We start from the raw sequence: 21,719 nt of genomic DNA, 5'->3' as shown, positions 1-21,719 counted from the left end.
CTCCGGTCAGGTGTTTTTCCGCTTAGGCAATTGCAAAGGTGACCACGGGCGATGTATCTGCGTCAACTTCTCTTGTGCATCTCGCGGCACGATGGTCAGCGCCAAAGCGCTTATCGCAATACCCATCTGCTCAAGCGACCACGCGCAATTCCGGATTTTGTGGAGCGCAGCGCGGTTCTTGGCAGCGGCGAAGATCACGTGGTCCGCCTGCTGTCCGATCTCGAGCAGGCTGGTCGAGAGCGGCATGGCCGGCGCGTCGAGGATCACGATATCCGCGCCAAGCCGGTCTCCAAAGTCATCGTCGCAATCGAATTCTCCATTAATCGCATGCAAAATGTCGTCTGAATAACTCAGAAGGTCAAAGCTTGCCTGCCGGGAGGCGTCACTATGTGCGAAATCCGCAAGCCAGCTTTCGCTTTCCGCATAAACCAGCAAGGTACAGAAGTCGCGACTGAAGCTCTCGGCGAGCAGCATCGAGAGCGTTGATTTGCCCTCACCCTGGTCTGCGGACGTCACCAGAATGAGGCTCGTGCCATTTCTGGAGCGCGGTTTCAGATAGGATTTCAGCCAATGCACGGAAATCGCCAGGTTCGAATCGCTATGCTGCTGAAAATAGCGGAGGATATCCGGCGGATGCCTGAAGTCGGACAGATAGGGCAAGGTGACCAACACACCCATCTGGTCATATTCAACCAGATCAGAAGATTCTGCCGCTGCCACTTCTACCTTGCCGGGTCTGCGGGCCTCGCCGATCGTCAGAAAGACCAGCATGCCTCCGCCTGCCGCGATCCCCGCGAGCAGCGCAAGTTGTGCCTTTTGAGGGGAAACAGGCGCAGACGGGCGCTCGGCCTCGGCCACCAACCGCGCGCCGGATGACTGAAACTGCCCGCGTTGCTCCATTTCCTTCTGGCGCAGCAGGAACCGCTCATAAACGTTGCGCGCAGTATCAAAGTCGCGAGTCAGCGCGTCGCGGCGAAAATCGTCCTGTTTCATATCGACCAGCGCGAGCTGGAGCACGCGGATCTTGGCGGCCATGTCGCGCTTGCGGTCCCCGACCACGCCCAGGCGCACGTCGAGGCCCGAGATAAGGCGGGCAGATTCCGTTTCCAGCAACACGATGAGCTGCCGACGCGTTTCCTGCGCTTCGCGGGTCTTGGAATGGTCGCCGTAGGTCGCCGTGAGGTTAACGATTGTGTTGTCGAGGGCGGCCAACCGCTCGACCAGGGTCGTCACGGTGGGCAATTCCACGACCGACGCCAGCGTCAAATAGTTGCCATCCGCACGCAGGTTCGCGATTTCGGCGCGCTGCGCGCCGAGTTCCAGAAGCTGCTGTTCGAGCGCGATCAACTGGGTATTGGCCTCAAGCAGCTGGGCTTCGAGGTCCATCGAAGAGGTACGCTCGGACGCGATCATCTCGCTGCCGAACTCCGACAGTTTCCTTTCGCTCTCTTCGAGCTGTGCGCGCGCATCATTCGTGCGCTCTTCCAGCCACTGCGTTACCTGCGCTCCCGCTGCGGCTTTCATCGCAATCTGCTGCTCGATGTACTCTACGGCGATGGCATTGCTGATTTGCGCTGCAAGGCGGGCACTTTGCGATTCGGTACTGATCTCGATCACGCGGGATTCGCCCAGGCTTCGCACCGACACTTTCGAGCGCAATGCACGCGCCGCGCGCTCGACCGGGTCGCGACCGATGCCCGCGGGTTCAGCTTCGAATCCCAGCATCTGCCTGACCCGGTCCACTCCGGCTGAGATCATGTCGAAGACTCTATCAAGGAGCGAGGGCGCACGCAGCGTGGAATTGAACTCGGCGCGCGTGGTGAGGCCAAGTTCCTCGACCACGCTACGCATGACCTGTGGCGAGCGAATCAGGATGATGGCGCTTCCCAGCGTCGCGATACCGTCGGGCGCCTCCGGCACGGCGTTGGGAATGTCGATGATGAGTTCGGCCTGAACCTCGAGAAGGACCTGCGCGCTGGATCTGTAGGTTGGCGTCACCTGCGTCAGCACGGCGTAGGCAAGGATCGTCGCGACGATACCCGTGAGGATAAGGCGCACCTTGTGCCTGAGTGCTACAGAAAGCAGCGAAAGCTCATCGGCGGTATCGTCCGGAACTCCGTCCTGCCGGGGCGTCCCGAGCGGGGCGTTTCGGCTTCTGTACCAGTCGTTCGGCATAAACGTTGATGCTCCTGCTTATCTCTCAAAATGCCACATGCGATCCAGACCAGCGCCTCTTGCGAGGAACGGGCATACAGCTTTCTCGGTATGCTTCATGCATCGTTAATGTGCTTATAGTATGGCGATATAGGGGCTCGACACACACAAATCAGGCTGAAGGGCCTTTTTAACCGCTCGCTGAGGGTTCGCGAGGTGCCCCACAGGCCCAAAAAGGGCGTTTATCAGTCCACTGATTTCGGGCAAACCTCGAACACCGGGTGCATGTCGCCGGTCTGCCTCGGGTCATTGGGGAGGTATTCGATGTGAGGGAAAGTCCCTTGGTCACAGGAAACCTGATCGGCGGACAAGCGGTCCGCGCCGTTGAAACGTGAGGCAAAGATGCGCAGGCGGGTCCGGTCGCAATCTTTCAGCCAGATCAACGTGCCGCCGCCCGGCTTTTCAATGGACGAATGCACGAGATAGTGCGGCCCCGGTCGCCACAGGCGCAAAGGGCGGTTTCCATTGCCGGAAATTGCGACATCGACGAGCTGCGTTGTCTGCCCCTTGCTGTCGATGGCCGCATCGGCATTCCAATCGATGATCGTGACGGCCTGGGCATAGAGCGCCTCAGCTGCATCGAGCGTGATGGCATCGTAATTCGTCGTTTCGTAAGATTCCCAGATGGGCCAGCCCGGGTGCAGGGCGACATCACTGAGAAAAACCGAGAGCCCGGGATCCTTGCGGTGGGTCGTGATCGCGGCGCCGTAGCGGTCATGCGACTGCATGTCCGTCACCGCGACATTGACGAATGCGACCCGACGCTCTGTGCCCTCCGGGCCGTGACGCAGGGAAAATCCGATGCGGGCCCGTTCAAGCGTCGCATCCCGTATCACGGCAGGTGCCTTGACCTCTACCCGCCCCTCCATGGCCCCGTTGAGCACCTCACTCCCCGCGAAGGCCTCTGCGATCCAGTTCTGTGTGGCTTGTGTTTCGCAGGCAAGAAGCGATGGATCCCGCTGCTCAGCCATGGCGGGCCAAGCGAGCGGGAAGAGCGCCAGGATAACAATGCGAAGGGTCCTCATTGTGACGCGCCCTTCTCGTCCAGCGTCGCCTCAATGCGCGCGCACATGTCCTGAGCCACCAAAGGCCAGTCATAGCGCCCGGCCGCCCGGTCGCGCGAAGCCGTCCCCATGCGGGCGCAACTCTCCGGATCGTCGAGAAGTGCGCTGAGCATATCGGCCAGCGCGTCCGTATCGCCGGGAGGTACGAGATAGCCATTCACCCCGTCCTCCACGAGATCGGGCAGCGCCCCGACCCGCGTTGCCACAACCGGAAGCTGATGCCACATCGCCTCAACGAAGACATTCCCGAACGGCTCCAGCCGCGTTGGCAGACAGAAAACCGAAGCCCGCGCGTAGCAGCCCGGCAAATCTTCCAACGTCACGAGCCCGAGGTGATTCACGCCGCTCAGATCCTCCTCTTCGGGGACCCGGCTGACGACGGTGAGCGTCGCATCGGGGTGGCGCTCGCTGAGCTTGCGGAAGGCTTCGAGCAGCACCGGTCCGCCTTTGCGCACCCAATCCACGCCGACGAAAAGGATTTCCTTTCTTTCGTAGCGGCTGACATCAGGCGGCTGCGGCACCGGCACCGGCACCGGCGCGTTGCTCCCGGTATAGACACAAGCGACCTTGTCCGGGGCCAGCCCATAGCCGTCGATGAGTGCGCGGCTGACGTTGGAACTCCATGTGAAAACCATGGCCGCGTTGTCGTAGATCTCAAGCTCGCAGGCCCGCCACCCGGGCGAATAGAGGTCCGCGTCGGTAAATCCCTCGAACTTCAGGTTCTCCAGGTGGACATGGTCCGTATAGATAAAGTTCGGCACCCCCCGAACGCTCGCATCGAACAAGGATTGTATCTGGATGGAGAAGGCGTGGCGCTCCGGATCGATGCGGCGCGCCATCTCCCGCTTGATCCAGCGAAAGACATAATTTGTGCGAAAGAAAGCATATTTGAGGCGTTTGCGTCCGCGCAGCAGATCAGGCAGATAGGTGACCCCGGCAACGCAGGCTGCGATGATCATGCGCACCCGGGATCGCTTCAGGATGTCGAGCACATAGATGACGTCCAGATCGTCAGCGGGAAATGCCACTTCCAGCGCGGCAAGCGTGCTCTTTGTCGCGACAGGTGCAGGGGGAGAGGGCGTCAGCGAGATCACCGCAATTTTCCGGCGTGCGGTCATAACTGTTGTTTCTCCCTTTGACCCTATCAGCGCAGCGAAACGGGCGCTTTGCAACGAGAAACGCGCGAAAGTTGATTATGCCCTGATGGGCGGCAAATCTTGGCGGGGTGTTGTCACGTTAATTCGGCGAGCTTGGAAATTGGCATGCCGATCATTGATCAAGCGACGTTTGCCGCGGATTTCCACGCCTCGAATGCTTCGAGTCGATGGTAGCGGATGGTGAGAGCGGAACGACGGCGGGCTGGTACGGCGAAGGAATTGCGGGTTGCAGATTGCATCGAAACGAAGCGTTGTAAACTACCCGGCGATCGGAAACCCTGCATCACCCGCTCTCGTTTTCGAAAAGGGAGATGGCTGTTTTCTGCACGGTTATTGAGCCCCTTGTGGGACCAATGATCAAGGCCAGGCACGACCTCGCGTTTCGCTGCACCGTAGGAGCGCAGCTTGTCCGTTATGATCCTTTTGGGCACGAAGCCCCAGCGTTTTATCAGTTTGACCAAAAGCCGCTTTGCAGCGCGCTTGTCTCGCCTGGATTGAAGGATTTCCTCAAGAACGATGCCGTATTGATCGACCGCGCGCCACAACCAGTATGACCGGCCCGCTATCTTCACGACGACTTCGTCTAAGTGCCAGACATCGCCGGGGCGCGGCCGCCGTCGCCGCAGAACGTGGGCGATCAGAGGGCCGAACTTGATGGTCCAGCGCCGGATCGTCTCGTACGAAACGTCCACGCCACGTGCCAGCATCATCTCCTCGACCTCGCGCAGGCTCAGGTTGAACCGGACGTAGAGCCAGACAACATGAGCGATGACCTGAGGCGGAAACCGGTGGCGCTTGTAGCTGAGTTTAAATTTTTGCATCGGAATCCCCTACGCCCAGATCAATGCACCACCAACCTCACGCCGTTAACGTGACAACACCCAACAAGGACATTGCCGCAAATCAAAATAAGAGCGAGAAAACGGTTCGCAATCAGGCCTCAATTCTCTTTGAAAAGTTTGGCGTCCACTCACGCGCCGAACTAATCGTGCGTGTATTGTCCAATCCATAGGGCAAATGCGTATTGTCGCAGGTACCGAGGACACGATGACCTCGCAGATCGAATTCAAGGAAGACGGGTCTGTCATGGCTAATGGTCAACGCCTGCATTAGGCTCGGTATTGGCACGGCACGGTCCTGCCGTGCCGCGAAGGCCTCCATGGCCTTCAAGATTTTGCACCTCGGACCATTTGTTTGGTCCGAGGTGTTTTTGTTTTACGCAGGGATCATCGATCTCAGCGTAAAGACCATCACTCAAACCAGCCGATAAACAAAGCGACATCGCGAAAGATATGACCTCTGACGAGCATGTCACCATAAATCAGCGGCTCGTCTGCTTTTGCGGGCTTGCCGAAGCCCGACGAGTCACCGCCGCCCCGTTCATAATTATATTGTGTCTGCACACGTGTGCTGTCGAACCGCGCATCGAAATAGATATCTCCCCATTGCGGGTGATATCCGTGGAAAGACAGTGAATCCGGGCTGACTTCGTACTCGGTTGGCCAAAATCCCATGATGTCCTTTCGCACTTCGCGACCATCGACGTCCGTCGTGGTGGTCTCGGTTGTGTTCCAGAATTCAACATAGATCGGCTTGCTTGAAGCATCTGCGGTGCTTGGTCGAAAGCTGTCGACGGGCCCCAAAACGATAAAGCTCAACTCATAATTTCCGACCATGGGAGTCGTGCCATCGCTAGGCCATTTCGGTTGAAAGACGCCTTCGGTCTGTACGTCGCCCAAAACGCTCTGACCATCGTAGGATAGACCGTTGAACGGTTCCTGCGTGTACTGGTCGCCTCCCATTTTGATGTCTTGCCCGACGATTTCAATAGTAAGCGGTTCATCGACGCGGCCATCCATGACCATTTGGCCAGCACTGTTGAGTGTCCAGTTGCCAATAGGCGAATTAGAGGAGCCGTCTGAAATTACAAATGTGCCGTCTGGATTGAATGTGTAGCTATCGTTTCGGCGCGCGCTGGAATCCGGCGACGGCAACCACGAACCGACAAGAAACTGGGCAATGGAGGCGAGATCAACGCTTGTAGTGTCCTGCGCTGTGTGCATTTGCGCGCGCGTGCCGTCCAGTGTCTTGTTGGGGTGATCTTTGCAGTATCCCCAAAATCCGGACAGACTGTTCGCAGAAAGATTAAAGGTCACATTCACATTGCCCCAAGCATTGGATTGAAGGTTGGGAAACTGATGCGTAACGGCACAAGGTTTTGAGGATTCTGATTCGACCCAATAACCGGTGAAATTCTGGCTGTTGTCCCTGCTGTTCAAATACAAGTAAGACTGTCTGTTTTCGTAAGTCCCAAAGCACATCTCTGAGCTTATGCATTCAATATTGATCACACCAAAATCAGTTGTGTCGTAATTTCCATTCGGCAAGGTTTGCGCCGCAGCCGCTAATGGGTAGAAAAGACAAGATAATAGTGTAACGCATCCGCTTAATTTTCGGATTGGTTTCATGATTAGTATTTTCCTAGATGGAACTCCCCATTTGGGAAAGCAATCTCTCACCGTAGGCGCTCAAGGTGCGTATCACCTAGTCTTTTGTTGAAGGATGGCCGGCTGCTTCGGGCCGGGCGCTCCGGTTCCAAAAGCATAAACTGACACTGTGACAAAGCACATTCGGCAAACCCGTGCGATCGCGTAGCATGGCCGCTAACAATATTCTGATTGCCGGAAGTTATCCGTCCGCAGCCGCCCCCATTTCCGTCATTTGTTCAACTCGCAGCGAATGGCAGCCACTCTATTTGGGTGTCTGGGTCAAGCTCATTTCCCTTCTTTTAATTGATCAGGGATCGCTTATCCGGGTCACGCTTCTCTTCGAGGTCTGCTTTGCCGTTCGAAAGGGCGCCGCTGCATGCATGTGTCGGATTGGAAGTGGAGAGCCCTGCTTTCGATCCTACGGGGCGGCGATGAAGGTTATCGGCAACGCGCCAAAGCAGGAAACGGGCCGCTGGCTCAACAATCGTTCTGAAAACTCACACCAGCCGTTCCGACGGCGTGAACGGGCCATGCTTCGCTTCCGACAGATGCGATGTTTGCAAAAGTTTGCCGCTGTCCATTCTTCGGTCCACAACCACTTCAACAAGGAACGCCACCTTTACTTACGAGACAACTTCAAACTCAACCGAAGCGCTGCTCTCGCCGAGTGGCGCCAGCTTTGTTTCGGATATGTTCCGGCATACAGGGTCATACTGAAACTGGTTCAAATTCGTCTGACAGCACCGCCACTACATCAAAATATTTTGCTAAAAACAAGCATCTTAGGGTGTGTGGTGCGTTGAGCGTCCCCCATTCCAACCGCCAATTTGAAATTACATCTCAGCTTTTTTGTCTCAATTTTGACGCTCTACTAAATTGGCGAATGGTCGCGGTACCGCTCTCCGCAAGAACAAGTTCTTACGCCTCCGCTTCAATCAGCCGTAACGCGCTTGGGCCAATACCTTGAATGAAGCCCTAACACGCCGCCTTGTTTAGCTACCTTGCGCACCGCTTCCAGATACTGGTAGCTTGATACGACTCCTTCCAAATCAATGCGACTCAGAGATGACATTGTCTTGAAAAAACTGGTGCCCGGGATGTCTTGACCTTGGGACGAGCCGACTAAGTATTTAGATGTTGGCTTACCTTTCTACGAAAAAATTTGCGTGCCTCTGGGCAACCAACGTTTAGGTGATATGATTCTATGATCCAAATTCTGCATGTAGAAGATGACCCAGACATCCGTGAAATAGCAAAAATATCGTTCGAGTTATCTGGCGACTTCGTTTTGACCCAATGCGCGTCAGGCGAGGAGGCCTTGATTGTCGTTCAAGATTTCGTGCCGGATCTATTGCTGCTCGACGTGATGATGCCGGGCATGGACGGTCGGCAAACCCTGAAAAAAATGCGTGAGATGCCTCACCTTAAGGAGGTTCCGGTAATCTTCCTGACTGCTCGTGTTCAACCGTCAGAAGAGAAGGAACTCTTAGACTTGGGTGCGGAAAAGGTGATCATTAAACCTTTTGACCCGCTAACATTGAGCTCGGAAGTCCAATCGGTTTTAAATCAGACAGTTTAATTTGGATCTTAGGTATGGCTTACGCTTTCAGGAAGATTTGATATGCAAGCTCCAAAGCCAAACAGCTAGAGGCCTTTCCGTCACCCTTGAAATCGGCTCGGGCCTTGAGTGGCGTCGGGGTATATGGGCCAATCTCATCGGGGCCCGCATATGACATGGCCCAGTTGGCGAATGTTCTACTCTTGATTGAATCATCCAATATTTGAGACACGTTAACATGGCGTGGATCTCGAACTATTCGCTCATAGCAAAGTTGAACAGCAGACTGCTCACCCTCAAGAATTTGAAAAAATTGCTGGTCGTGGTACTTGAGAATTCCGGTTATCCCATCCCGCGCATTATTTCGCTGCGAAACCTCAAGGATATCGGACAAAAGCGTCGGACCCAACGGCCATATAGAGAGGCTTACATACGCAATGTGATGAAGCTTTGGTGTAGTATGATCATGCATCGTTGGTCCTGTCCGCAAGTCAATTCACCAAAGAACCTGCTGATCCACTAGGTAAGAGACTATGACCCATTTGTTAATAGTAGGAGTGTGTTTGTCCTCGCGTCAACTTGTCACACAAGCTAGACGGCATTCCGAAATTTTCAACATCCCTCGATGTCTAATTCAACCTCATCAAAATACATCCTATGCTCCTCCACACTGATTAGGTGCGCAAATTTTGCTATGAAGGCGCGGTTTGCTTGGTTCTCGTTCCTCCCAATCATAATGCGTTTGCGCTGGTATGTGCGTTGCCACATGCCTTTGGCTTAGGTGCTATCTAATGCGCCGCTGTCGGATGGTTTCGGCTCTCCTTTGTGCAGGAGTTGTGCAGCCAATCCGGGACAGTACTTAATATCAGTTCCCCCACGCCCGGACAGGCAAGCGGCTTTACCGCTGCTTTGAACTTTCCGCTTGGCGTGAACCCTGCGGGACCGGTGTCTAAATAGTTCTCTGACACCCGCACTTGGCGTTCAGTCATATTGAGCACGGAAGCGTGAACTTGTTGTGATGCGGAGTAAAGCGCGCGGAAATTGTCTGGTAAGATGTTGTTAATAAACTACAAACATTTTAGCACAGTGTCAGTCCCGTGCTTCGATATGCCCCTTCACCTAGCGTCACTTGCTGCAATGCGGAAACCTTTTGCGCCGACGAGCCGTTCTTTCCCTGACACCGAGGCGCAGCAGACTGTGCCTGATGATTGAATGACTAGGACACTACAATGAAACTGATTATTGCAACCACCGCCGCCGCCCTGTTTAGCACCGCAGCTTTTGCCGATGAGTCCACGCGATACAACGACCTGCGCTTGGATACATCAAAGTCCGCAATCGAATATTCCAGCGAAATCCGTGAAACCGTGGTCGGCGAAGACCGCTCCTCGCGTGCCGCCGACCTGCGCTTAGACACCAGCGACAACTCTGGCGTTGATGCCTCCATGTCGACCCGCAGCAGCATCCAGTCGCCAGGTGAAGGTTACATCTACGGTGGCTACGGCCCCGGCAACGACAGCCGTTAATAGTTGTTAATGGCATAAAAAGGCCCGGTCATGTGACTGGGCCTTTTTCTTTACACCTAATGGATATGTTTTGGCGTTCCGCGCAGACTCACGGCCTAGGCTTCATAGAACCCAATTCTATCGCAGCATCTCTCTCACAAACTTATTAATTTTCTTGTGCATCTTCGCCCATTCCATTGAGCGGCACTGTCAGACAAAACTGGTATTGCATGTCCAGAGGGGCGGTCTTGCAGTTATCCCGCACCATTGCCGTGTAATATCGAGACCAAGGCATTCGCTGTAATGCGATTTGCCCCGCTTTCGCAAAGACCGCGCACGGCATTCGCGAAATTGCGGAATTGAACGCCGCCGGCCAGCAATGGGAAGACGGCGATCTTGCCGCCACTCAAGGTCGCATCTGCGAGCCTGAAGAAGTCGCGGCAGCGGTCACTTTTCTGGCGTCAAACGAGGCAAGTTTTGTAAATGAAACCGCACATTATGTTGATAACGGTTGGCATACGCGGGGGTGACATTCACTTATTGTTGGTGACGTCATCTCTTAAACTCGGGCTGGAAAAGCCCTGTCGCTTTCAAACGCAAGGTGGCTCAAACGAAGATTTGGGGCGACATCAAAGCGTGACAGGTCCGGTCTTGATGGTGGCGCTAACCCGGGCCGAGAACCTCGCTCTATTACCAATTTAAGCTTAACATAAGATATGTGTGGATGCCCCGGTTACTGTGAGCGATTTCAAGGTCTTGGAACGGGCAGATCAGGTGCAGTCATGTGTCCGGCCTCAGAAGTGCCGTTTCACTGACGGCGGGCCTTTATGGAGATACGCGACGCGGTTCCAAATCAGATTAACGGGCTCGAGGGCCACAATCTTATCCTGGTTTTTCCGCTGCCGATCTCCTGATCGTCGTGTTCCGTAACTTATCCTTCGTCCTTTCAGTCCTGCCGGTATCCTGGCCGCGCTGTTAGGCGACGACCTGAATTTCGTAATCACGTTCTTTGGTCATCATTGCCCAAAGCCGTCTGGCCATTCGGTTTGCCAATGCGACAGCAACAACCATACGCGGTCTCTTTGCTAGCATACGCTCCAGCCAAGGATCTTCGCAATGTCCTTTCCGTTCAGACGCGCTGATCACAGACATGGCGCCGATGATTAGCAATTTGCGGACATCTCGCTGACCCATCTTCGTAATCCTCCCGAGCCGATCTTTGCCGCCGAAAGTTCTGGGCAGGGGGCAGAAGGCTTGAATGGCCATGGCGGACATTGGACCGACACCCGGCATGGTTTGCAATCTACGCGCTTCAGCGTTCTTCAATGCACCTTTCTTGATTTTGATATCCAATGCGGCGACTTCAACATCAACGGCCTCAATCTGCTTGAGATATATCTCGATCAGAGAAGTGACAATTTCCGGCGCAGAGTCGAATTCCGAACGGCAGCGCTTTGCAAACAAGCGGCCATTGCGGCGTTGCTGCGGCAGTACGATTCCATATTCTGTCAGGTGGGCCCGGACTGCATTGATCAGCTGGGTTCGTTGCTTAACAAACATCTCTCGCGTCCGAAAAATCATCCCCTGAGCTTGCTGGTTCTCGTCTTTCACCGCAACGGTTTGCATGGAAGGCCGTGAAGCAGCTTCGACTATAGCCTCTGCATCAATAGCATCATTCTTGTGGCGTTTGACAAAGGCTTTGACGTATTGTGCGGGGATAAGTCGGACTTCATGGCCTGCTGCTTGAGCGACACGAGCCCAGTGGTGTGCGGACCCGCAAGCTTCCATGGCAATGATGCATGGAGGCAGATTTGAGAGGGTTTTCTGGAACTGCGGTCTGGTCAACTTTTGCCTAAATACAACATAACTTTTCTTATCGGCCCCGCAGATCGCGAATGTGCGCTTGGCCAAGTCTACGCCTAATATATGTATATTTTCCATAGTCTTATCCCCCATAATCGCACCCTTTTCTGGGGTGCCTCGGTTCAAGTATAAACCGGCAGGAGGGGCATCCAATCCATCAGATTCTCAGGGTATCAACAATGTTGACACATGCTCCCGTTGAGCTTATGTCTCGGGTTCAAGTTGAGGATGAGACATGCGCGTGATTGTGAAAAAGTGGGGTAACAGTGCCTCCGTTCGGATACCTGCAGCCATTATGCAGGCAGCGAAGCTATCGCTCGATACACCCGTTGATGTACGTGAAGAAAATGGGCGCATCATTATCGAACCGGATCAATCGCCAGAATTCTTGTTGGACGATTTGTTGGAAACTATTACCAGCGAAAACTGTCACGAAGCGATAGAAACGGGCGGACCATTGGGCCAAGAAGCTCTTTGATATGGCCTACATCCCAGAAGCCGGTGACATTGTATGGCTCCAATTCAATCCGCAAGCGGGTCATGAGCAAGCCGGACACCGTCCAGCACTCGTTTTGAGTCCGGCAAAATACAACAAGATTGGCTTGATGCTTTGCTGTCCTATGACGACAAAGTTGAAGGGATATCCGTTCGAAGTGGTCATCGATGGGCCGCAGACCAGCGCAGCACTTGCAGATCAGGTCAAAAGCCTGGATTGGAAAGTGAGAAAAGCAAAGCGAAAAGGCCAAGTTACCTCAACGGAGCTAGCAGAGGTGCGCGCCAAATCCGTGGCCTTGATCCAGGGGTGAGGTAGATTTTTTGCCCATATGTGAAATATTATTGATGTAAATCAAAATGTTACAAAATACCGGTAATCTATCTTATGTTAAATATATCTTCATTTGCTGAGTTCTCAGGACTATCGGCGATGCACGCAATCAGAGGCCAAGTTACCCACTATAAATATCGAAAAGCTGCCCACTCAGAAAAACTGAGTGGGCGTTACATCAGCTTTTTCCAGTTTTCATTCAGCAGCTGAGAGAGAGTTTTTTGTGCCGACAAGGGTGCGCCAATCCACATCCTTAGGATGCACACCTTCGTGAGAGGCGATGTCTGCCTGAGGCACGTCAGACTCTGTTCCTATTGCCTTCCCTCCACCAGCTACTTTCTGGGCGGCGTCTACCATAAGACGCCGGAATTCAACGATCGCCAAATCTGATGCGCCTAGCGTGTCAGTATGACGTTGAACACGGCTGCCCATGGACACCCACATGATGATATCCTCGTTCGGTATGCCGAGCACACCGGTGAAATGGCCACCCTTCATCATCTCTCGGTCTTGGAGAAAATCATTCTCAAGAGTTCGTTTGCTCCGCCATTTCCCGTCGAGGTTTTCACCTGGAACGGCGTGGTTGAATGCGCGCCATTCTTCTGTCGATGGAACGTTTGGCCCCCCAAAAGCTATGAAGTGAAATGCCGTCTCGTCATCGCTGATTGGAACAATGACGCTTGCCACCTTGTAGTTGTTATTTGGGGGAATGAGCGAATAATATGGTGCGACAAATTCCGTAATCCGAAGGTAGTTGTTCGCCTTGGCGTTCTTGATGGGTTTGCGGATCGCAGCGTAATGAAAGCCGTAGCTCGTTGTCTCCGTCTGCATCTTGGGCGACTTGTCGGTCGACGGACGGTACCACGATTTTTCATCAGCAGCAGCACTTTCTACCCGGGCAGGCTTCATTGTGGAGGAATGGAGCGACGAAGAATGGGCACTATCGATTTGCCCTTCGTGGATCTGAGCCCAATTCGCTGGAATGCGAATTTTCAGGATTGAGACTGGAGTATTCTCGTCTGGCGCAAAGGCCGGAGCCTGAAATGCTGGCATTTCGTCCTTGTCCCCGAGCCAGGCCCAGACAAATCCTCCCCATTCTTCTACCGGGTAGGATCGCGCTTTGACCTTGTCCATCAACGGGCTACCCTCCGGCTCGGACGACATTGCTACGACATTTCCTTCAACATCCATCTTCCACCCATGGTAAAGGCAGCGCAGACCACAGTCCTCGTTACGGCCATACACCAGAGAGGCCTTGCGGTGGGGACATAGCTCGTCGAGCATCCCCAGCCTTCCCTTAGTATCGCGAAAGGCCACATAGCTTTCACCAAGTACTTCGACCCGAAGAGGCTTTCCGTCAGGTTCGTCTACTTCCTCGAGCAAACAAACAGGCGTCCAGTGCTGACGCATCAATTGTGCCATCGGGGCATCGCCGGTCACGCGGGTCAGCAGTTCGTTTTCCTCGTATGTAAGCATTGTATTCTCCTCGGAGCCTCATGAATGAAGCGTTCATATTTTTAGCTATCTAAGCTTTTCCGTCAAGACATGATCTATACGAGATTGCCTATCAGATGGCGGGGTTTCGCCTTTCGTTAAGTGTTCAACCAACGATGGAAACGATGGTGGAGAAACGGTAATATTAGCCCCGTCGTTAACCCTGTCAGACAGACGGCGATCACGAACAGTGACGCGATAACCGGAACATCTTGCAACATACTTTGCGTAGCCAAAACCAATACCACGAGCGGCGGATAGACCCCGAGCATGCTAATTGCCCAACGCTTCCAAAAGGCAGGGGGCTTGTGTTCTGCGAGCGCTTTTGTGTCCGGCATCTTACTTTCCTAAAAGTTTCAGGTCTTAGTCGCGTCGGGTGGTCCAAAGCCGATAAATACATCGGCCGGTGCATCCTTTGATGAGCGATCAATGGAGCGTACTTGGGATACGCACAAATGCATCCCAAGTTGATTTCAGGGAAAACAGCGCATGATTATCCGGTAGCGCTAACCACACGTCGCTTTTGCAGGAGCACCGTATAGCGCACACCGAATGCCATAATGATCAGCATCCCTGAGACAGACACAAAGCCAATTGGCACCACCGCCGCAACTGCTGCAAAAGTTAACATTATGCGTTCCCAGTATCGCAGCTCGATACCCACTGTCCCTTCAATTGAGATAGCGATTGCGCCTGTTGCAAGAATTCCGCCAATTAGAGCTAGAACGTTTGTGGTGGTATCGCCCAGCATCAACAGCCCAGGATTCCAGATGAACGCAAAGGGCAAAAGGAAGCCGACAGCAGCCAACCTGACTGCCGAAAACGCTATCTTGAACGGATCTTCCTCTGCAATTGCCGCAGCTGCCAGCGCTGCCACCGCAATAGGTGGGGTGAGCGCCGAAAGCACAGCATAATACAAAAGGAACATGTGACTTTGTAGAATTGGGTAACCGAGCTTTGCGAGCGCAGGACCAACCAAAACTGCCGCAAGGATGTAGGCGCTCGGTGTTGGCATACCAAGGCCCAAGATGATTGTGACAACAGCAGCAATTATAAGGGTGACAACTGGTTGTTCACCACTGATCGTCAATATCACATTCGCAGCCTTCATCCCAAGACCCGTCATCGATAGCCCACCGATCACCAAACCAGCAGCGGCACAGGCACCGGCGACCGGCAGGATGCGCAGTGTGGTTTCGCCCAATCCTTCGACGATTTGCCAAGGCGTCAGCCTCGTGGCTTTTAACAGTGTCGCCGCGAATACTGCCCCCAAGACCCCTATCCCAGCCGTAAATGTGGGAGAATATCCAACCATAAGTGCTGAGACGATCCCAACGATCGGGATGACAAAAACCCATCCGGTTGAAAACGTGCTCTTTAAAGTCGGGATTTCGTCGTCCGAGGGACGCAGATTATGCCGGACAGCGCGAAGGTGTACTTGTGTAAATACCCCCATGTAATAGAGCAAAGCGGGCAAGATCGCAGCATAAACAACTTCTTTGTATGGTACTGCGGTGTATTCGGCGAGTATGAAGGCGGCAGACCCCATGATCGGGGGCATCGCGCTTCCCCCTGTGGAGGCGGCTACCTCAACTGCGCCGGCAAAACGCGCACTGTACCCAAGCCTTTTCATAACAGGTATCGTAATGGAGCCTGTCGCCACAACGTCCGATGTCGGGCTGCCCGACATAGTGCCGTAAAGTCCGGAAGAAATCACCGCTATCTTGGCAGGCCCGCCCCGTGACCGCCCAGTCAGCAAGGCCGCGAGGTTGAAGAAAAACTCGCCTCCCCCCGCTTTTGACAAGAAAGTACCAAACATTACGAATAGGAACACGTAGCTGGCAACAACCTGGATCGGAACACCGAACACGCCGTCCGTGGTGAAGACCAAGATATCAAGCAGGTATGTAAACTCACTAATACCGTGTCCAAATGGCGGAGGCAAAAGCGACCCGAAAAGATTGTAGATCAAAAACAGCAGGACAACACAGGTTAAACCCATTCCAGTCGTTCTGCGAGTTGCCTCAAGCGTCAGTAGCAACAATGCAGTTCCGAAAAACAACTGCGCCGTCGTAAACGGTTCGAGCAGGCTGATACGGTCGGATATCTCTCCGGCGTTTACGAAAAAGAAAACGCCACAGGCCAGACTCAAACCGGACATCACCCAATCATAAAATGGCACACGGTCAGGCGCATTTGGCGTGGCTCCAATCGCGGCAAACATGATCGAATAGATACCGCAGACGAAGAGGATCCCCAAAATAAGAGGGTCGGAGATCGTAAAAAGATTCGCATAAACAACCCAGGTCGCAAACACAGCCGCAGCGATGATCAAGGCTCTTTGCGAAGCGGCCGCAAGCATACGCCTGCGACCGGTTGCAACGAGTGATCCAATCACTTGATCAGCCCCGCTTTACGATAAACTTCAGCCGCAGCCGGGTGAAAGTCGAGCACACTTGGCGTAGCAAGCAATTCAGGTGTCAGCTCTTTCATAGAACTGTGCACTGCCCTAACTTCGTCGATATTATTTACCAGCGATGTCGCAAGCGAAGCCGCAACGTCATCTGGCATGGCATCGGTTGCCACTAGAATCGCACCAAGAGCAACGCTGGCTACATCGGCAGATTGGTTGGAATAGCTGCCGCCTGGAATGGTCATGGTCCCTGTTCCGAACGCGGCATTAGTTGCCTCAATGATCTCAGCAGGCACTGTCAGCAGGACAACGTCAGAATTTTGGTCCACTGCACGGAATGACGAGTGATTGACAAATATGCCGTTGGTGATCAGATCAAGACGGCCGTCTTGAATCAGATCTGCCTGCTCGTTGGCGCCTGCACGAACGAACTGTCCGCCAGCCTTATCCAACGACTCTTCTGTTACACCTGCCTCTTCCAGCATCATCAATGCAACGTTGGAAGTAATATTGCCGGAACGGTTAATGCCAATCCGAAGCGGTGCACCGCTTCCTGCAATATCGTCGAGACTATCGATGCCATATTTTTCTGCCACAGATCGTTCCAAGAAAAAATGCATGGGTGCCCAGTTATAAAGATAACCGATGGCCTGCAAATTTTCTATTGGCGCTTTGAAAGGCTCGCCCCCTTGTAGGGCTATCTTGGCCTCGGCGTCGTGCATCAGGCCCAAATCTGTGCGGTTTGCACCCAAAAGGCCAATATTAGCGAAACCGCCACCCGTTGCTTGGTATGTCACGACTGAGTTCGCGTCATCGACTTTTGTCGCTCGGTCAATACCCGCGCCCAAGAGCGACCAGAGGCCACCTGGATTGCCCCCAGAAAGAGTTAAGTTAACCGGCTCGGCAATCGCCATAGTCGAACTTAAAGCGATGCCAGCGGCAGCCGCCAAAACAGATAGTTTCATAGAATCCTCCCTAATGTGCAGCCCAACCTCCCGATTAGGACTGATGTCGTAATCTGATTGTCAAACGGACCTATGGTCCGAGGTAACAACTTAGACATCTATTTTCTAATATGTGAGATAACATCAGTCAACAACTTAGATATCTATCTTTAGGGCATGCGCGCAAACGCGCTCTGGGTGGATCAACCCCGAACATCTAAATCACGATTAGGTTGAAAAATTAGGTTTCAGATCTGTTGAAGCGAACGTGTGGATGGAACGCGGACACCTCGGCTGGCTGACTCGACCTCGTCCTGCTCAAGATTGCGAATTACCACATCGAGCGCGTGCCGAAGTACCCTAACCTCCTCATTCGAAAGACCCGCTAAGGCGAGGTCGTTAGTCTCGATCGCGAGTGGTTCCAGACGGTCGCGCAATTCCCGGCCTTTACGAGTCAGAAATGCATGCTGTCTCCGCTTGTTGCTTCCAACTTTGCGGCGTTCGATCAGCCCCAGATCCTCCATGCGCGACAGTGCTGTATGCGTTGTAGGTTCAGTCAAATGAGCCTTTTCACTGAGTGCGCGTTGCGACAAGCCATCGTGTTCCCACAGGATCCGAAGGAATATCCATTGCCCGAAGGTCATGCCTTCGGTGGTTAACCGCATCTGTAGCGAGCGATTGAAAGATCTTGCGGCAAGTCGGATGAGGCGCGCGATACGCTCATCTTGGTAGCTCTCTTGCTCGGAGGCGATATCTTCCAACATATTTTCGTCGACCATTCGCTCAGATTTTCATTTTACTATTGCTTGACATTAGAGCCTTTCACAGCAGCGACCCACGTCGCAGTCAGTGATCCGCTGAATAGAGGAAAGATCTGAGAACTGCTATAGCGCGATAACTATCATTGCGTCATTCCTTCGGTCATCGTGGCGCTGTACCCTTGTGCGACACGTACTTCTACGACCACAGTTTTCCCAGATTGCACCTCGGAAATGGCCTCTCGCAGAGTATGAACGAGTGTGCTTGAGTCCTCAACCGGTCCGAACGCCAATGCACCTTGCGCACGCGCGATTGCTGCGATGTCTATATCCGGCTCGCCAATCGCTTGACCGACATGCTTGTTCGCAACAGGCCTATCGCGCATGATCGCGACCCGTTCCTGGTGCACTTCATCGTTAAAATATGAACGATTATTTGCAACTACAATTAGTAGCGGTACACGATGATGGGTCGCAGTCCAAATTGCCGTCGCCCCCATTAAAAAATCGCCGTCCCCCAAGACCGCAACGGGCAATCTTCCGCTTTCCTTGAGGGCAAGCGCGGCTCCCACAGCCATCCCTGGACCTGACCCGATCCCTGCACCGCCGTCGTATCCAAGATAATCGAGTGGCGAACGGAAATCGCATTTTTCGCCGTTCCAGCTGAGCGTTAGGCGAAGATAAGATGGCTGTACGTCACGCAGGGCTTCAGCCAAAATGTCCGACAAGCCATCAATCGAGATTTTGGCGCCAGGCCCGACCCGCGCGGACTGGTGATCAGTCGTAGCGAGCGCCAACTTCCCTGCACCCCTGACTCCAGCAGAATCGCAGATGGCGGTTATGACCGCATCTGGGTCCGCCAACATAGATAGGTCCGAGGCCGGTTGGGCTTGGTGATCGAATGACCAACCGTTTTGCAAAAGCGGGTCCAAGGAGATGTTGACGACGCGCGCACTGCCAACAGTCACCCCAGCTTGATGCATGGTTCCCGCAAGATCGACCCAATCGAAAGAAATAACAACGTCAGCCGACGCGATGGCGACTCCCGCTTCTTGGGATATGAAGTATCCTGGCGCACCAGCATGAAGTGGATGGCGGGTCGGAAAGGCTGCGGCAGTTTTGATGTCGGTGACCACCCGAGCGCCAAATCGCTCTGCGAGTGCAACTCGTCGGTCCCAAGCGTCGCTATCGCGCGACACCCGTCCCATCAGAAACACCGGCGTTTTAGCAGTCGCCAGCAGATCAAGAATGCGGTGGGCGTCCTCCTGCGAGACTGCAGGCACTTGCGGCATTGCATAGTTGGCCGGATCAGGGAGATCGGGCATAACATCGATCTGTTCTTCCTGCACGCTGACGTCGAAACATACATATGTAGGGGCCATCGGTGCTGTGCGCGTGATCGTCGACGCACGCACCATGGAAGCCAGCGACGCCTCCAGCGAACTGGGTTGGTCATCCCATTTGACATAGGGACGCACGATGGATGCTTGGTCGCGCGAAGTATGCAGCCAGTCGATCCAAGGTCTTCGCTTGGCGGCATCCACCGGACCTGTGGCGCCATAGACCATCATGGGCACCCTGTCGCACCATGCGTTGTAAAGAGCCATCGCCGCATGCATCAATCCAACATTTGCGTGCAGCATAACCGCCAGTGGTTTACCAGTAACCTTGGCCCAGCCATGCGCGATAGCAACCGCATGTTCCTCGTGCAGACACAAAAGTATTTGCGGATCTCGATTGCCGAGATAGTTCACCAAGCTGTCGTGAATGCCCCTAAAACTCGATCCGGGATTGAGCGCGATATAGGGAGTATCCAGTTTGCGGATCATCTCTACGATTGCATCACTTCCGTATCGCTTCGTGATTTCACTACGGATCGGGCGATCAAGGTCATCGGGCATACTGTTTCTCACTTCAATTATATCGTCACTGGCCGGACAGGTTGACGTGAATATTCTTCTCATGCGTAAAGGAAATTAGCTCACCAATCCCCTCCTCGCGACCGATGCCAGATTGCTTGACACCGCCGAAGGGAGCGCCGAGGAAATGGCGCCCGACCTCGTTAATCCAAACAAACCCTGCTTCGACGCGTTTCGCCGCTCGGTGAGCTATGGCCAGATCACGTGTCCAGATTGCGCAAGTCAGCCCCACATTCAGCCCGTTTACCTGGGCAAGCATGTCGGTCTCATCGGACCAGCGCTGAATCGCTAGAACCGGCCCAAAAATCTCTTCGCGGGCAATGCGCATGTCCGGCGTCACACCTGAAAAAATTGTCGGTGCGATAAAATACCCTTTGGCCATAGCACCCTCGGTGAATGCCTGGCCGCCGGTCACAACCTGAGCCCCCTCCGACTTGGCGCTTTGAATGAAGGACATTACGCGATCGAAATGCGTTTTGGACACCAAGGCTCCCATGGTTGTATCGGGATCAGTCGGCAATCCGGGACGGTACCGCGCTACCGCCTCGTCAAGATGTTCGATCACAGCATCATGGATGTCGTCATGCAGAAAGGCGCGGCTAGTGGACCCACAGGATTGACCACACCAACCGAAATTCATGCCGGTGACCATTGCCTCAGCGATCCGCTTTGGCTTGCTATCTGGATAGGCAATTAGAGCGTTTTTGCCCCCCAGCTCAAGCAAGACAGGTTTGACTGTGTTCGCAGCGGCACGCATCACGGCGCGTCCAGCTTCGACCGATCCAATTAGCGTCACCTTATCTACGCCTGGATGTTCTGCCAGTGCCGCTCCGGCCTCGGTCCCGCCAGGCAGAACAGAAAACACGCCTTGGGGTAAAAGCCCATCCACCAGCTCAGCCAGTCGAAGGGCCGACAATGGCGCTTGCACTGGAGGCTTGATTATCACTGCGTTTCCGGCGGCTAGCGGGGCAGCCATCTTACCGCCGCAAAACATAAAAGGATGATTAAAAGCCAGAATGCGCGCGACCACTCCCAGCGGCTCCCTGACAGATAAGTTCAGGCGATCCGGCCCCATTGGGATCGTGTCGCCCTTCATTTCGGTTACGAGCCCGGCGAAAAGATCCATTTGGGCTGCGGCAATTGCCGCGTCGCCTCGCATCTCGGTGTAGGGGTTGCCGCAGTTTGCAGCGTCGATCATCGCGAGCTCATCGCCATGGCGACGCAGGATGGTGGCAATCTCTTTGAGAATACGTGCCCGCTCCAGTGGCACTACGTCTCGCCATTCAAGGAATCCTAGCCGAGCCATCTTAACTGCTGCGTCAACATCCTCGCGGCCCCCGTCGGCAACCGATGCCAAAGGCTCTCCCGTCCCTGGATTTAATGTGTCTACGTAGCGCCCCGACACAGGCGCCTGCCATAAACCGCCAAGGTAGATATCACGGTGCTTCGGCAGCACATTTTCCAGATCGAGACGTGTTATACCCGTCATGGCCGCGTCCTTTTAATATATCGGTA

At 54.1% G+C, this 21,719-nt stretch carries 19 protein-coding genes and 1 pseudogene; 7 read left to right on the top strand and 13 right to left on the bottom strand.

Translation table 11 applies throughout. The features are described from left to right. Positions 1-6: 6 nt before the first annotated feature. From BM174_RS17240 to BM174_RS17225, 4 genes are all read right to left on the bottom strand, one after another. A complete protein-coding gene (locus tag BM174_RS17240) occupies positions 7-2,175 on the bottom strand; it encodes a GumC family protein (protein WP_093925095.1) in 2,169 nt (722 codons plus the stop codon). A 224-nt stretch (positions 2,176-2,399) separates the two neighbouring features. Next, entirely contained in the window at positions 2,400-3,239 is an 840-nt protein-coding gene (locus BM174_RS17235; RefSeq protein WP_093925094.1) for a hypothetical protein, read from the bottom strand. Beyond that, positions 3,236-4,396, bottom strand: coding sequence for a glycosyltransferase family 4 protein (locus BM174_RS17230; RefSeq protein ID WP_093925093.1), 1,161 nt, complete (start codon positions 4,394-4,396; stop codon positions 3,236-3,238). Before BM174_RS17230 ends, BM174_RS17235 begins: the two co-directional genes overlap by 4 nt. A 158-nt stretch (positions 4,397-4,554) precedes the next feature. Next, positions 4,555-5,256, bottom strand: a complete 702-nt coding sequence (locus BM174_RS17225; protein ID WP_093925092.1) for an IS6 family transposase — start codon at positions 5,254-5,256, stop codon at positions 4,555-4,557. Between the two features lie 23 nt (positions 5,257-5,279). Between BM174_RS17225 and BM174_RS21775 the strand changes: the two genes are divergently transcribed. Next, a complete protein-coding gene (locus BM174_RS21775; protein ID WP_093925091.1) occupies positions 5,280-5,447 on the top strand; it encodes a LuxR C-terminal-related transcriptional regulator in 168 nt (55 codons plus the stop codon). Between the two features lie 238 nt (positions 5,448-5,685). Here the strand turns inward: BM174_RS21775 and BM174_RS17215 are convergent, their stop codons facing one another. Continuing rightward, a complete protein-coding gene (locus BM174_RS17215) occupies positions 5,686-6,903 on the bottom strand; it encodes a hypothetical protein (RefSeq protein WP_143092476.1) in 1,218 nt (405 codons plus the stop codon). 434 nt (positions 6,904-7,337) lie between these two features. Here BM174_RS17215 and BM174_RS21770 point away from each other — a divergent pair. After that, a pseudogene (locus BM174_RS21770) lies at positions 7,338-7,604 on the top strand (DDE-type integrase/transposase/recombinase); the annotation flags it as partial. 524 nt (positions 7,605-8,128) lie between these two features. Beyond that, positions 8,129-8,503, top strand: coding sequence for a response regulator (locus BM174_RS17205; RefSeq protein WP_093925089.1), 375 nt, complete (start codon positions 8,129-8,131; stop codon positions 8,501-8,503). Positions 8,504-8,522: 19 nt separating this feature from the next. On the opposite strand, the gene BM174_RS17200 is transcribed toward BM174_RS17205, so the two are convergent. After that, entirely contained in the window at positions 8,523-8,954 is a 432-nt protein-coding gene (locus BM174_RS17200) for a BLUF domain-containing protein (protein ID WP_093925088.1), read from the bottom strand. Positions 8,955-9,711: 757 nt separating this feature from the next. Here BM174_RS17200 and BM174_RS17195 point away from each other — a divergent pair. Next, positions 9,712-10,008, top strand: a complete 297-nt coding sequence (locus tag BM174_RS17195) for a hypothetical protein (protein WP_093925087.1) — start codon at positions 9,712-9,714, stop codon at positions 10,006-10,008. 272 nt (positions 10,009-10,280) lie between these two features. Continuing rightward, a complete protein-coding gene (locus BM174_RS21765) occupies positions 10,281-10,517 on the top strand; it encodes an SDR family oxidoreductase (protein WP_218152943.1) in 237 nt (78 codons plus the stop codon). Between the two features lie 445 nt (positions 10,518-10,962). Here the strand turns inward: BM174_RS21765 and BM174_RS17185 are convergent, their stop codons facing one another. Further along, entirely contained in the window at positions 10,963-11,928 is a 966-nt protein-coding gene (locus BM174_RS17185) for an IS110 family RNA-guided transposase (protein WP_093925116.1), read from the bottom strand. Between the two features lie 157 nt (positions 11,929-12,085). Here BM174_RS17185 and BM174_RS17180 point away from each other — a divergent pair, with 157 nt between their 5' ends. Together BM174_RS17180 and mazF are read left to right on the top strand one after the other, a co-directional pair. Beyond that, on the top strand, positions 12,086-12,328 hold the full coding sequence (locus tag BM174_RS17180) for an AbrB/MazE/SpoVT family DNA-binding domain-containing protein (RefSeq protein WP_093925086.1): 243 nt from the start codon (positions 12,086-12,088) through the stop codon (positions 12,326-12,328). A 1-nt stretch (position 12,329) separates the two neighbouring features. Further along, positions 12,330-12,656, top strand: a complete 327-nt coding sequence (mazF, locus tag BM174_RS17175; protein ID WP_072628873.1) for an endoribonuclease MazF — start codon at positions 12,330-12,332, stop codon at positions 12,654-12,656. Between the two features lie 215 nt (positions 12,657-12,871). Here mazF and BM174_RS17170 read toward each other — a convergent pair whose 3' ends face one another. From BM174_RS17170 to BM174_RS17140, 6 genes are all read right to left on the bottom strand, one after another. Then, positions 12,872-14,152 carry a Rieske 2Fe-2S domain-containing protein gene (locus tag BM174_RS17170; RefSeq protein ID WP_093925085.1) on the bottom strand — a complete coding sequence of 427 codons (1,281 nt, stop codon included), beginning with the start codon at positions 14,150-14,152 and terminating at the stop codon, positions 12,872-12,874. 511 nt (positions 14,153-14,663) lie between these two features. Further along, positions 14,664-16,505: a TRAP transporter permease gene (locus BM174_RS17160; RefSeq protein ID WP_245766425.1), complete on the bottom strand. Its 1,842-nt coding sequence runs from the start codon at positions 16,503-16,505 to the stop codon at positions 14,664-14,666. A gap of 59 nt (positions 16,506-16,564) precedes the next feature. Beyond that, a complete protein-coding gene (locus tag BM174_RS17155) occupies positions 16,565-17,548 on the bottom strand; it encodes a TAXI family TRAP transporter solute-binding subunit (protein WP_093925082.1) in 984 nt (327 codons plus the stop codon). A gap of 227 nt (positions 17,549-17,775) precedes the next feature. Further along, positions 17,776-18,306: a MarR family winged helix-turn-helix transcriptional regulator gene (locus BM174_RS17150; RefSeq protein WP_245766424.1), complete on the bottom strand. Its 531-nt coding sequence runs from the start codon at positions 18,304-18,306 to the stop codon at positions 17,776-17,778. A 122-nt stretch (positions 18,307-18,428) separates the two neighbouring features. Next, entirely contained in the window at positions 18,429-20,186 is a 1,758-nt protein-coding gene (locus BM174_RS17145) for a thiamine pyrophosphate-binding protein (RefSeq protein WP_093925081.1), read from the bottom strand. Positions 20,187-20,211: 25 nt separating this feature from the next. Further along, positions 20,212-21,693, bottom strand: coding sequence for an aldehyde dehydrogenase family protein (locus tag BM174_RS17140; RefSeq protein ID WP_093925080.1), 1,482 nt, complete (start codon positions 21,691-21,693; stop codon positions 20,212-20,214). Between the last annotated feature and the right edge of the window lie 26 nt (positions 21,694-21,719).

It is taken from the genome of Sulfitobacter brevis, assembly GCF_900112755.1.
Classification (GTDB): domain Bacteria; phylum Pseudomonadota; class Alphaproteobacteria; order Rhodobacterales; family Rhodobacteraceae; genus Sulfitobacter; species Sulfitobacter brevis.
Note: the sequence above shows the minus strand (reverse complement) of the source record. Positions and strands in the feature narration are given on the sequence as shown.